Source organism: Nocardia cerradoensis NBRC 101014, from assembly GCF_000308535.1.
GTDB classification, from domain to species: Bacteria; Actinomycetota; Actinomycetes; order Mycobacteriales; family Mycobacteriaceae; genus Nocardia; species Nocardia cerradoensis.
In genome coordinates this window covers 1-11,604 of sequence record NZ_BAFW01000105.1, presented here as the reverse complement: position 1 = coordinate 11,604, position 11,604 = coordinate 1, and the positions used below count along the sequence as shown (strand labels likewise).

Genomic DNA, 11,604 nt, shown 5'->3' with positions numbered 1-11,604 from the left:
GATTTCGGCGTCGGCCTCGGTGCGCGCGGCGAAGACGTCGTCGGCCGCCTGTTTGCTGACGCGCTGCACTTCTCGCAGCGCGTCGTCGCGCGCGGTGAGCGCCTCCGCGATGCGCGCCTCGGCGGACTCGGCGGCCGCGGCCGCGTCCTCGGCCGCGGATTCCGCTGCGGCGCGGGCTTCCTCGGCCTCGCGCCGCGCCTTCTCCGCCGCCACCGTCGCCACCTCGGCTTCCGCGATGCGCCGCGCGGCGTCTGCCTGCACTGCCTGGACCTGCGCCTCCGCCACCGACGGGTCGGCCAGAGTCGACAATTCGGCCACGGCTACCGACAACGTGTTACTCAGCTGATCGGCCAGGGTCCGGAACTGAGTGAGCATCTCGTCGGCCCGCAACCGGGCGGCGGTGACCGGACCCGGTTGCGTCACAGTGACGTTCGTCTCCGGCTCCTCACCCTCCTGCTGGCGCCGCTGTCGCTCCCGCCATGCCCGCCATCGCGTGTGCTCGGGGTGATCGCAGTATTCCGAGGGCCGTCCCGGCGTTCCGCCGCGAGTGATGGTGCGGGTGCAGCCCGGGAAGTTACAGATGCTCGACACAGATGAATCGTAGCGTTTGTTTCGTCGTATCCAACGGAATGACACGAAACGAAAGGGGTTAGACAACAAGCCTTTCCGCGCAGAGCTGACCTCCGATAAGTGAACCTTATCGGAGGTCAGATCCACACTTCTCCGTCGAACTCGCTCTGGCTATTACGTTTACGTTTGGTCACACCCAACTAAACGTAACCCCAACGCAATTGACGTAAAACTGTGCCCGGTGGTACGTCCGTACCAATCGACTCGCAAGCCGCGCCGACGGCCTCGGGCGCGGCGGGCGGCGGGCGGCGACAGCGGATTCGTACGGGTGACTCACGGATTGCCGGATCGCGGCGACGCCACATCTCAGCAGCGGCAGGCCGGGGCACATCTCGTCAGCGGCGGGCCGGGCGACCAGGATGAGGTGGTGACCGGTAGCGGACGCCATCGCCCGCATACGAGCAGTGGACGCCCCGCGCCGTGAATTTCTCCGATCGGCGACAAGCGGACATGATCCGACCTAGTTCCCTGCGATCGTCGGTGCCGAATCGACAACAACCCGAAAGGACCACGATGACCATCGAGAACACCCCGGCGACCGCACTCGACGGCGAACGGGCCGATCTGCTCGCCCAGCTCGCCACCGCGCGCAGCGCCTTGCGCGCCACCATCGACGGGTTGACCGACGAGCAGGCCGGCGCGCATCCCACCGTCAGCGCGCTGAGCCTGGGCGGGCTGGTCAAACACGTGGCGGCGATGGAGAACAACTGGCAGCGGTTCGTCGTGGAGGGTCCCTCGGCCATGAACTACGAGCTGCCCGAGGGCGTCACCTGGGCGGACTTCGTCTCCGGCACCGCGCGGGAGTTCCCGCAGTGGGCCATCGACCACCGCAATACCTTCGTCATGCTGCCCGGCGAAACACTCGCCGACATCCTGAGCCGCTACGAGCAGATCGCCGCGCGCACGGAGGAGCTCATCGCCGCCGTACCCGATCTCGCGGCCACACACCCGCTCCCCGACGCGCCGTGGCACGAGGCGGGGGCGGTCCGTAGCGTGCGCCGCGTGTTGATGCACCTGATCCAGGAGACCGCGCAGCACGCCGGGCACGCCGACATCATCCGCGAGTCACTGGACGGCCGGACCGCAGGCTGATCGGCGGCATGACGCGGCGGGCCGGGTGCCGCCGCGTACCGGCCGGGTGAATGATCTGGAGGCGGAGGTGTCAGGATCCGGCCGTGATGCGGGCGCGTAGTCCTTCGGCGAAGGTGCGTGCAGCGTGGAGGTCGGCGGTGTCGGGATGGCCCTTGCTGACCCCGCCGACGATTCGCATCGGCAGCCAGGTATCGAGCCCGCGGCAGGTGAACGTGTCGACGACCGTGAAACCGCGATCGGTGAGAAGTGTTGCCAGAGAACGGGTATAGCGGCGCAGGGGCGTTTCCGGCATGCCGCTGGTGGCGTAGACGAAGGCCTTGGTGCCGGACTGCGCCGGCAGCGTCCGGATCAGCTCGCGCAAACGGGGATGGAAGTTCATGGTGAAGATTCCGGACCCGAATCCCACGAGGTCGCAGGAGGCCAGATCGGCGGGATCGAGTTCGTCGGGCCCGACGACCCGGGCGCCGAGCACTTCGCCCAGGGCATCGGCGATACGCCGGGTATTGCCGTGCGATACCGAGACACAGACGATGACGGCTTTCATGCGGTCTCCCTTGCTCGTCCGGTTCGACCGGGATTCCCGGATCGTATCGACCGCACACTCCCTTACGATGACGCCATGGCGGAGATCACGGTGGAGCGGCGCGATACGGTCGCGGTGGTGACGGTATCGGACCCGCAGCGCCGGAATGCGTTGACACTCGGGCTGTCCGAGCAGCTGGCGGCGGCGATCGCGGAGGCGGAGGCCGATGCCGGGGTGCACGCGGTGGTGATCACCGGGGCTCCCCCGGCATTCTGCGCGGGCGCCGACCTCAGCGCCCTGGGCGAGGCGGCGGAAGAGGGACTGCGGGCCATCTACGCCGGATTCCTCGCCGTGGCCGAGTGTTCGCTGCCCACCGTCGCGGCGGTGGGCGGGGCCGCGGTCGGCGCGGGACTGAATCTGGCTCTGGCCGCGGATGTGCGCCTCGCCGGGCCGCGCGCCCGGTTCGATGCGCGATTCCTGCGGCTGGGCATCCATCCGGGCGGCGGCATGACGTGGATGTTGCAGCGCGCGGTCGGTGCGCAGCGGGCGGCGGCGATGACGCTGCTGGGCGAAATCCTCGACGCCGACGCGGCACACAGCGCGGGCCTGGTGCATCGTGTCGTGCTCGGCGACCACGACGACTTGGTTTCCGCCGCAGTCGAATTGGCGGCCGGCGCGGCCGAGGCACCGCGCGAGCTGCTGATCACCACCAAAGCCACGATGCGCCACACGCGCACACTGGACTCGCATGCCGAGGCCGTCGACGCGGAGATCGTGCCCCAGGTGGCATCGCTGGATTCCGCGGAATTCGCCGCCCGGCTCGCCGCGATGAAGGCGCGTATCAGCGCCCCGCGATAGCCGACGAGAATGCGATTCTCTTTGAAGTAGAATCAAATCGCTCGTGTGTGGCCCGGCCGGGACACACCGGACCGGAGGAGATGCCGTGAGTGTCGAAAGCAGACTGTCCCCGCGCCGCCACGTGCTGCTCGAACTCGGCTTCGCCACCCGGCGCGCGGGCGACGAAGTGCACGGGTCCGCGACCATCGTGCCGGAACTGCACGCGCCGGGAACCATGCATCTGCGCACTTCCATCCTCGCCACCTGGGCCGATACCGTGGCCGGACTGCTGGCGTCGCTGGTGATGCATCCACGGGTACCGGTGACGCTGGAACTCGACGTCCACCTCTACCGGCCCGCGCCCGCGGCCGGGCAACTGGAGGCGATCGGCCGCACCGTGAAGGTGGGCCGGTCGGTCTTCGTGGCCGAGATCGACTTCGCCGTCGACGGCGAACCCCTGGGCTTGGCCGGTGCCTCCTTCATGGTCGCACCCGACCCGGACCTGCACCTTCCCCGCGCGCTCAGCCTCGATATGCCGGCCGGGCGCGACCGGCTCACCACTCCCCTGGCCGAACGCCTGGGCTGCGAACGGGTGCGCCCCGGCGTGGCCGTTCTTCCGCGCACCGACGAGGTGCTCAACGCCGCGGGCAGCGTCAACGGCGGCCTCATCGCCGTCGCGGCCGAGGAAGCCGTGCTGTCCCTGGCGCCGGGCGACAGCCTCGCCTTCCTCGGTCTCCGCTATCTGCAACCGGCCAAGGTGGGTCCGGTGACGGCCACCGCGACGATGCGCGGTGGCGTGGGACGTGTCGATCTGCGCGACACGGGCGGTGACGACCGTCTCGCCACCATCGCCACCGCCCGCACCTTCGGTGCCGCGACCTAGCTCCGGCGCGTGATCAGGCCGCGCCGAACCACGTCGGCAGATGGGCGAGCAGCTCGTCCTGGTCGCTGCCGACCCATGCGACATGCCCGTCCGGCCGCAGCAGCACCGCGGGCGCATCCAATTCCTCGCTGACGTCGACGACGTGATCGACGCGATCGGCCCATCCCGCCACCGACAGCCGGCCGGTCTGATCCAGCAGCAGTCCGCGGCCCGCGTGCATCAGCTCGTAGAGACGCCCGTCTTTCAGCCGCACATCCCGCAGGCGCCGGCCGAGCAGTTCGTGCCCTTCTCCGAAGTCGTAGCGGATCGCGGTGGCGGTGATCTTCTCGGTCAGCCGCCGGTTGACCTCGTCGATGTCGATGAGGTCCGTGAGCAGCTTGCGCACCGCCCGCGGGCCCGGCTCGAGCGACATCAACTCCATCTGGGCGCGCGTATTGTCCAGCACGTCGGCGGCGACCGGGTGCCGCTCGGACTCGTAGCTGTCCAGCAGACCGGCCGGGGCCCAGCCGGCGAGTTCGGCGGCCAGCTTCCATCCCAGATTGAACGCGTCCTGGATGCCGAGGTTGAGGCCCTGACCGCCGACCGGCGGATGGATGTGCGCGGCATCCCCGGCCAGCAGCACGCGCCCGGAACGATACCGCTCGGCCAGCCGGGTCGCGTCGCCGAAACGCGACAGCCAGCGCGGTGAATGCACGCCGAAGTCGGTGCCGGCGGTGGCCACCAGCTGCCGCTTGACCTCCTCCATCGTCGGCGGCACCGTGCGGTCCTCGGACAGTCCTTCGGCCGGCACCACGAATCGGAACGTCCCGTTGCCCGACGGCCCGACCCCGAAGCGTCGCTGTGTCTTGCGGACCTCGGTCACCACCGCGGTCACGGTCTCCAGGGGCGCGTCCAGCTCGACCTCCCCCAGCAGCGTCTCCACCCGTGACGGCTCACCGGGAAAATCGATTCCCGCGATTTTGCGCACGGTGCTGCGCCCGCCGTCGCAGCCGACGAGATACTGCGCGCGCAGCCGGCTGCCGTCGGCCAGTTCGACGGTTACGCCGTCCTCGTCCTGGATGGCGCCGACCACTTCGTGGCCGCGCCGGATGTCGACGCCGAGTTCGGCCGCATGCTCGGCGAGCAGCCGATCGGTGACGGTCTGCGCAATGCCGAGCACATAGGCGTGCGCCGAGTCCAGCTCCGGCTGCGGTGCCGTGATACCGGCGAAGAACCCGCCGACCGGATACTTCGTGCCCAGCGCGAGAAACCGCTCCAGCAGTCCGCGTTGATCCATCACTTCGATACTGCGCGCGTGCAGGCCCAGCGCGCGGACCACCTTCGTCGGCTCGGTCTCCTTCTCCAGCACGACCGGGTTCAGGCCGTGCAACCGCAACTCGCACGCCAGCATCAGACCGGTAGGTCCGGCGCCGGCGACGATCACGTCAATCATGAAACCCCATTCGACACGGTGAGGGCACAGCCCGCGGAACAGCCGATTTCCGCAGGTCGTGGCGTTGGCCCGACGATTGTGCAGCACAACCCGGGCCTTGCCGCAAGGCCCCCTGTGCGCTATATATTGAAAGTGGAAGGGGGTCTGTTTCCGTTCACCCACTCCCTTTTCGCCCGGTGCTCACACCGTGCGCGTCATGAACGCACTCGTTCCGGTGTCGGCGTAGTCGCCGAAGGCGCCGCAGGCGACGAATCCACACCGCGCGTACAGCGTTCGGGCGGGCCGAAACGCTTCTCCCACACCGGTTTCCAGGCTCACCCGCACCCAGCCGCGTGCGCGTGCCAGCGCGAGCAGATGCGTGACGATCGCGGTGCCGACACCGTGTCCGCGCGCCGCTTCGTCGGTGTGCACGGATTTCAGTTCCCCGTGCCCGGCACCGAGATCGCGCACCGCGCCCATACCCAGGAGCATCCCGTCGCGGCGAGCGGTGACCAGCGTGAGGTGCGGATCGGCACCTGTGTCCGGGTCGAGCGCGAACACGGCGCCGGCCGGGGTGTGTGCCCGCGCGAAGGCCAGATGGCGGGCGGCCAGCGCTCGCACATCGGCGCGGGCGGGATCATCGGCGGCAACTGTCACGGGCGGCACGGTCGATCATTCTTCCCGGCGCGGGCGGGCGCGGCGAACGTCGTTGCCCGGTAGCCTGTCTCGCGATGAGCGTGTCACCGGATCCCGTGGTCGTCGATATCGCCGTGCCGGAGGCGGTTCGCACCGAATTACGGCGGGGAGTGCGCAGCGTGCTCGTCGACACGGTCGCCCTGCGGATGGTGCGGGAGCGTTTCGACACCGAGCAGGCCGGGGCGCTGGGCCGTTATCTGGAGGCCTCGCAGTCGCCGAACACGGTGCGCGCCTATCGATCCGACTGGGTCGGGTGGTCGGCGTGGTGTGCGGCCGAGGCGCGGTGCGCACTGCCCGCGGACGCCCTCGATGTCGCGGTGTATCTGGCCGCGGCCGCGGATGCGCGAAAACCCTCCGGCGAGTGGGCATTCGGGCCGGCCACGCTGGAACGCAAGAGCGCCGCCATCGCCGCGGTCCATGCGGCCAACGGACTCCCCTCCCCGACCCGATCGGATGTGGTGCGGTTGACCCTGCGCGGCATCCGCCGCACGCGTCGCAGCGTGCCCAACCGGAAACGTCCCGTGCTGCTGCACACGCTGGCGCAACTGCTGGACGGATTGCCGGCCCCGGGCTGGCCGACCGAGCCGGCCCGCCGCCGCGACCGGCTGATGCTGCTCGTCGGATTCGCCGGCGCGCTGCGTCGCAGCGAACTCGCCGGACTCCGCGTCGGCGATGTGGCGGTCACCCTCGATCACCGCACCGGCGAACCCGTGCTGCTGGTGCGGCTGCCGGCGACCAAGACCGATCCGACCGGCGCCGGCGCCCAGTCGGTGGCCCTGCCGCGCGGGGCGCGACCCTCGACCTGCCCGGTGTGCGCATTCGCCGAGTGGATCGACCTGCGCGATATCCACGCCGCGGGCGGCACCGACGATCTGCGGGCCTGGACCGAGCGCACTTCCGCCGCCGGCGACATCCACCGCTGCCACGGCTTCACCGGCGCCACCCGCGTGGATGCGCAGGCCCCGCTGTTCCCGCCGGTGTCGCGGCACGGCGGCATCGGCGCGCAGCCGATCTCGGGACGGGCGGTGGCGGAGTTGGTGAAACGCTACGCCGCACGGGCGGGACTGGATCCGGCCCTGTTCTCCGGACATTCGCTGCGCGCCGGATTCGCCACCCAGGCCGCACTGGGCGGCGCCAGTGACCGCGAGATCATGCGCCAGGGCCGCTGGTCCAATCCGCGCACCGTGCACGGCTACATCCGCACCGCGAATCCCTTGGAGGACAACGCGGTAACGAAATTGGGGTTGTGAGAAGTCACGCCCTCCGGATGGCTCGCCGGCGGGCCTCCCGTTCAGCTCAGGAATCGGTCCACTTCGTGGGCGAAGTCCTCGATGTGCTGGAACAGGAATCCGTGGCCGGCGTCGCTGTACAACACGACCTTCGCGTCGGCGAGCCGCTGGGACATGGCGAAACTCGCGTATGCGTTGATCATGACGTCCTGGGCGCCGTTGGCCACGAGCACGGGCAGCGTCAGCTCGGTAAGCCGCTCGTAGTATCCGCCGAAGGCGGCGATGGCCGCGAGTTGTTTGCGGTAGGTGTCGTCTCCGACTGCGGCCTTCGACCGACCGAGGCGAGAATCCAAGCGCCGCAAAGACTTCAGGCCGGCCGAACGGCCGTGATCGGTGTCGGGGAAGAACAGGTACAGGTAATCCTCGTCGTCGTTGACAGCGTGGGTGAGGATTTCGCCCACGCGCGCAGGCGGCGGCGGCTGATTCGGCACACCGGCGGGAGTGCTGCCGGCGACGATCAGGCGGCGGACCAGCTCCGGGGCGCGCAGGGCGATGCCTTGCGCGACGATGCCGCCCAGCGACCAGCCCAGGACGTCGGCCTGCTCGAGGCCGAGCGCTCGTAGGAAGGCGATGCCGCCGTCGGCGAGCCCGTCGATGGTCGTCGGTGCGCTGCCGGTGGAGGCATTGGTTCCCCGGTTGTCGAACACGATGACCTCCCGTTCGGCGGCCAGCGCATCCAACAACGCGGGGTCCCAATGGTCGACGGTGCCGCGCAGTCTCATACACAACACCAGAGGAACCGTCGAAGGCCGCCCGAAACGCCGGTAGTGGAAGCGTTCTCCTTCGGGCCCGTCGACGAAGCGATCCTCGGCCTGATCGGATAGATAGGTCATGCGGGAATTCCTTTTCCGTTCGCTCGGTCGAGCGTGATATCGGTGAGTTCTATGGACACGACGAGTTGTTCCGGGATCGGGCGATTGTCCGCGTCGCGGACGTAGATCATCCGAGTGCGCGGCACCACGACGCCGTCGACCTCGTCGAAATCCGACACGTAGTGGGCTGCGGGTGATCCGCCGGCTATGTCGACCTGGTAGTCACGACGGCGGATGAGCCCGTCCCTGTCCAGGTAGAGCACCTGATGCGCACTGTGAGTGGCGATTGTGGCCGGGTAGTCCACGTGCAGTCGTCGCCATCGCTGTCCGTCTTCGCTCCACGGCTCGCCCTCCTCGATCCGCACGCCCGGCAGGGTGAGGTTGAACGGCTCGGCGGTGTAGGTCCACATCGCGTAGCCGGTGAAGTAGGCCAACTGCACCGGCGTCCACGGCGTTCCGAGCGTGTGCCCCTCGAATGAGGCCCGTGGACGGTCGAGTGCCGCCACGACCTGCCCGTCGAGGGTCTCGATGGCGACTCGATCCGGCGTGTACACCGATCTGCGGTCGGGTGCGGTGAACGGCCGCAGCGAGGTGCGCTGGTCCTGGATCCACACTGTGACCTCACCGTCGTCCACGATGCCGGGTACCTGTTTGATGTCCCAGAGGGCGCCGCCGAAGCGTTTGTGCGCGGTGATCGAGGTCAGTTCCGTCCAGCGTTCGCCGCCGTAGGCCCGCAGGACCGTCTGTGCCACATCTGTCACGGCATCTCCTTTTCGTTGCGGGTCGTCATCCCGTTTCCTCCGCTTCTCGTCGATCCCCGACAACCACTGTCGCGGCCGAGGGTGCCGGCGGGTATCCGCAGAATGACCATTCGCCGCGGGCGGGTGGTGAGCGCCTGTTTCGTGGTCATTCGACGTATGGCGGGCCGGTAGCGGGCGGCCGACACTGCTGGCATGCCTTATTTCGAAGGTTCCGACGGTGCTCAGCTGTATTACAAGGATTGGGGAAGCGGCCTGCCGGTCGTCTTCAGTCACGGTTGGCCGTTGAGTTCCGATGCCTGGGATGTCGAGCTGAAACTATTGGCGGACAAAGGATTTCGAGCCATCGCGCACGATCGGCGGGGGCACGGCCGCTCCGAGCACGTGTGGACGGGCAACGACATGGACACCTACGCGGCCGACGTGGCGGCCTTGATCGACACGCTGGGGCTCGAGGAAGTCGTGGTGGTGGGACATTCCACCGGCGGTGGCGAGGTGGTGCGCTATGCGGCGCGCCACGGTGCGGGCCGGGTTCGTAAGGTGATCACTATCGGCGCCGTTCCCCCGGTGATGGTGCGCTCGACGGGCAATCCGGAGGGTACGCCGATCGAGGCGTTCGACGAGATCCGCGCGCGGGTGCTGGCGGATCGGTCGCAGTACTGGAAAGAGTTGGCGCTGCCGTTCTACGGCTTCGACCAGGACCCCACGGCCGTGTCCCAGGGGCTGGTCGACCACTTCTGGCTGCAGGGCATGAGGGTGGGCCTGGCGTCGGCCTACGACTGCGTGCGCGCGTTCTCCGAAACCGACCTCACCGAGGACCTGCGGGCACTGGATATGCCGATCCTGATCGCGCACGGCGACGGGGACCGAATCGTGCCGATCCAGGCCGCCGCGGCCAAGGCCATCGATCTCGTCCGGTACGGCACCCTCCGGGTGTATCCCGGTGCGCCGCACGGCATTCACGGCGATTATCAGCAGCAGCTGGACCGGGACCTGCTGGAGTTCATTCGAAGCTAGCCGTATCTCAGGGCCGGTCCGGAAGCCATTGCGTAAGGACAATGTCCGCCGGCGCGACCTGTTCACCGTCGCGACGGCGGAAACCGAGCCCCACGGGTTCGCCGGTGGCGGCGTCGACGAACCGATAGCCGCTGCTGCGCGGGCGGGCCACGTGGGCGTGTCCCCACTGCCCGATCGCCGCCAGCACCGGCGCCAAATCGCGCCCGGCGTCGGTGAGCACATAACGGCTTCGGGTGCGGTCGCTGGGCTGCCGATATTCGACGACCTCCAGGATTCCCGACGCCACCAGGTCGGAGAGCCGGGCGCTGAGGACATCCGATGCGATGCCCAACCGGTCCCGGAACTCGGAGAACCGGGACCGGCCGAGCATGGCCTCTCGCACGATCAGTACGGACCAGCGGCGCCCCAGGACCGACATGGCACGGGCGATCGGGCAGGCATTCTCGGACCACGAATCGGTGCGCACGCTCACAGCGTACCTGAGTTGGCATCTCCAACTCAGGTAGGTAGCGTAGGTGAGTGATCTTCGGGCGATCCGCGGAGCTGGCCGCAGTCACCACCGCACTGTCGGCGGTCGGCGGCAGCGGGACGGCGTTGGTGATCGACGGTGAGGCGGGTATCGGCAAATCGACCCTGCTGTCTGCCGCGGCGGAGGCCGCCGCGGCGACCGGGTATCGGGTGCTTCGATGTTCGGGTCTGCAGAGTCAGACTGAAGTGGGCTTCGCCGGGATCCACGAATTGATCCATCCGGTGCTCGCCCAGGCCGAAGCACTGCCCCGGCGGCAGCGCGCGGCCCTGATGACGGCATTCGGTCTGGAAGACGGTCCGCCGCCGGATCGCCTGCTGGTCTCGCTGGCGGTGCTGGGGTTACTGGAGGAATCGGCGACCACGGGCCGGTTGCTGCTCCTCGTCGACGACGCGCAATGGCTCGACCAGTCGTCGCTGGACGTGCTGGCCTTCGTCGCCCGGCGGTTGAGCAACGCGCCATTGCTGCTGTTGTGTGCCGAACGGGCGAGGATGGGTGGCCACACCCCGCGGCTGGAAGGGATCCAGCGGCTGGAGCTCGGCCCACTACGGCCCGAAGAGTCGGAACAGTTACTCACACATACCCTACGTGAGGCACCGCGCACACTCGACGTCCACCTGCGTCGGCGCGTACTGGACGAGGCCGGCGGCAATCCGCTGGCCGTGATCGAACTGGGTGCGGCACTCGGGAGACACCGCACCGGCCGAATTCCGGTCGGTGAACCTCTGCCCACCAGCCAGCGGGTCGAACGCGCGTTCCTGGCACAGCTCGACGCCCTGCCCGAAGACAGCCGGCTACTGCTGTTGCTCATCGCGGCCGCGCACGGGTCGGTGGCGGAGATCCATCTCGCGGCCCGGCATGCCGGACTCTCGCTGCCGGATCAGCTCGCGCCGCTGGAACGGGCGGGACTGGTCACTGTCGGCGGCGGGCAGATGCTGGTGCGCCATCCACTGATCCGTTCCACTGTGTACGGCGCGGCTGCGCTGTCGGATCGGGCACGGGTGCACCGCGCACTGGCCGATGCCACCGCAGATGCGATGCGAGCCGCCTGGCACCGCGCGGAGGCGACCTTCGGAACCGACGAGCGATTGGCTGCCGACCTCGAGCGCGCGGCCGGCAGCACCCTCGCT

12 protein-coding genes and 1 pseudogene are annotated in these 11,604 nt (G+C 68.9%); 6 read left to right on the top strand and 7 right to left on the bottom strand.

Translation table 11 applies throughout. The annotated features are described in order from the left end of the window. Nucleotides 1-591: pseudogene (locus ON23_RS11460) on the bottom strand (coiled-coil domain-containing protein); the annotation flags it as partial. A gap of 552 nt (nt 592-1,143) precedes the next feature. On the opposite strand from ON23_RS11460, the gene ON23_RS11455 reads away from it, so the two are divergent. Beyond that, nucleotides 1,144-1,722 carry a DinB family protein gene (locus ON23_RS11455; RefSeq protein WP_039778079.1) on the top strand — a complete coding sequence of 193 codons (579 nt, stop codon included), beginning with the start codon at nt 1,144-1,146 and terminating at the stop codon, nt 1,720-1,722. Nucleotides 1,723-1,792: 70 nt separating this feature from the next. Here the strand turns inward: ON23_RS11455 and ON23_RS11450 are convergent, their stop codons facing one another. Continuing rightward, entirely contained in the window at nt 1,793-2,266 is a 474-nt protein-coding gene (locus tag ON23_RS11450; protein ID WP_039778078.1) for a flavodoxin family protein, read from the bottom strand. Between the two features lie 75 nt (nt 2,267-2,341). On the opposite strand from ON23_RS11450, the gene ON23_RS11445 reads away from it, so the two are divergent. Together ON23_RS11445 and ON23_RS11440 are read left to right on the top strand one after the other, a co-directional pair. After that, nucleotides 2,342-3,103 carry an enoyl-CoA hydratase gene (locus ON23_RS11445; protein ID WP_039778077.1) on the top strand — a complete coding sequence of 254 codons (762 nt, stop codon included), beginning with the start codon at nt 2,342-2,344 and terminating at the stop codon, nt 3,101-3,103. Between the two features lie 85 nt (nt 3,104-3,188). After that, nucleotides 3,189-3,965, top strand: a complete 777-nt coding sequence (locus tag ON23_RS11440; protein ID WP_039778076.1) for a PaaI family thioesterase — start codon at nt 3,189-3,191, stop codon at nt 3,963-3,965. 13 nt (nt 3,966-3,978) lie between these two features. On the opposite strand, the gene rox is transcribed toward ON23_RS11440, so the two are convergent. Beyond that, the gene (gene rox, locus ON23_RS11435; RefSeq protein ID WP_039778082.1) at nt 3,979-5,397 is read right to left on the bottom strand and encodes a rifampin monooxygenase; all 1,419 of its coding nucleotides are present in this window, start codon (nt 5,395-5,397) and stop codon (nt 3,979-3,981) included. A gap of 180 nt (nt 5,398-5,577) precedes the next feature. Continuing rightward, the gene (locus tag ON23_RS11430) at nt 5,578-6,033 is read right to left on the bottom strand and encodes a GNAT family N-acetyltransferase (RefSeq protein WP_039778075.1); all 456 of its coding nucleotides are present in this window, start codon (nt 6,031-6,033) and stop codon (nt 5,578-5,580) included. Between the two features lie 74 nt (nt 6,034-6,107). On the opposite strand from ON23_RS11430, the gene ON23_RS11425 reads away from it, so the two are divergent. Further along, entirely contained in the window at nt 6,108-7,322 is a 1,215-nt protein-coding gene (locus tag ON23_RS11425) for a site-specific integrase (RefSeq protein ID WP_039778074.1), read from the top strand. Nucleotides 7,323-7,363: 41 nt separating this feature from the next. On the opposite strand, the gene ON23_RS11420 is transcribed toward ON23_RS11425, so the two are convergent. Then, the gene (locus tag ON23_RS11420) at nt 7,364-8,194 is read right to left on the bottom strand and encodes an alpha/beta fold hydrolase (protein ID WP_039778073.1); all 831 of its coding nucleotides are present in this window, start codon (nt 8,192-8,194) and stop codon (nt 7,364-7,366) included. Continuing rightward, nucleotides 8,191-8,934: a hypothetical protein gene (locus tag ON23_RS11415; protein ID WP_039778072.1), complete on the bottom strand. Its 744-nt coding sequence runs from the start codon at nt 8,932-8,934 to the stop codon at nt 8,191-8,193. Before ON23_RS11415 ends, ON23_RS11420 begins: the two co-directional genes overlap by 4 nt. 192 nt (nt 8,935-9,126) lie before the next feature. Between ON23_RS11415 and ON23_RS11410 the strand changes: the two genes are divergently transcribed. Continuing rightward, entirely contained in the window at nt 9,127-9,948 is an 822-nt protein-coding gene (locus ON23_RS11410) for an alpha/beta fold hydrolase (protein WP_039778071.1), read from the top strand. 7 nt (nt 9,949-9,955) lie between these two features. On the opposite strand, the gene ON23_RS11405 is transcribed toward ON23_RS11410, so the two are convergent. Beyond that, entirely contained in the window at nt 9,956-10,414 is a 459-nt protein-coding gene (locus ON23_RS11405) for a winged helix-turn-helix transcriptional regulator (protein ID WP_039778081.1), read from the bottom strand. Between the two features lie 53 nt (nt 10,415-10,467). Here ON23_RS11405 and ON23_RS11400 point away from each other — a divergent pair. Next, a partial coding sequence (locus ON23_RS11400) for an AAA family ATPase (protein ID WP_223273667.1) occupies nt 10,468-11,604 on the top strand: 1,137 nt, incomplete at its 3' end.

Bases quoted from the DNA above. Each gene is read 5' to 3' on its own strand.
- ON23_RS11455 (WP_039778079.1), top strand. From the start codon at position 1,144: ATGACCATCGAGAACACCCCGGCGACCGCACTCGACGGCGAACGGGCC.
- ON23_RS11450 (WP_039778078.1), bottom strand. From the start codon at position 2,266: ATGAAAGCCGTCATCGTCTGTGTCTCGGTATCGCACGGCAATACCCGG.
- ON23_RS11410 (WP_039778071.1), top strand. From the start codon at position 9,127: ATGCCTTATTTCGAAGGTTCCGACGGTGCTCAGCTGTATTACAAGGAT.
- ON23_RS11425 (WP_039778074.1), top strand. From the start codon at position 6,108: ATGAGCGTGTCACCGGATCCCGTGGTCGTCGATATCGCCGTGCCGGAG.
- rox (WP_039778082.1), bottom strand. From the start codon at position 5,397: ATGATTGACGTGATCGTCGCCGGCGCCGGACCTACCGGTCTGATGCTG.
- ON23_RS11420 (WP_039778073.1), bottom strand. From the start codon at position 8,194: ATGACCTATCTATCCGATCAGGCCGAGGATCGCTTCGTCGACGGGCCC.
- ON23_RS11445 (WP_039778077.1), top strand. From the start codon at position 2,342: ATGGCGGAGATCACGGTGGAGCGGCGCGATACGGTCGCGGTGGTGACG.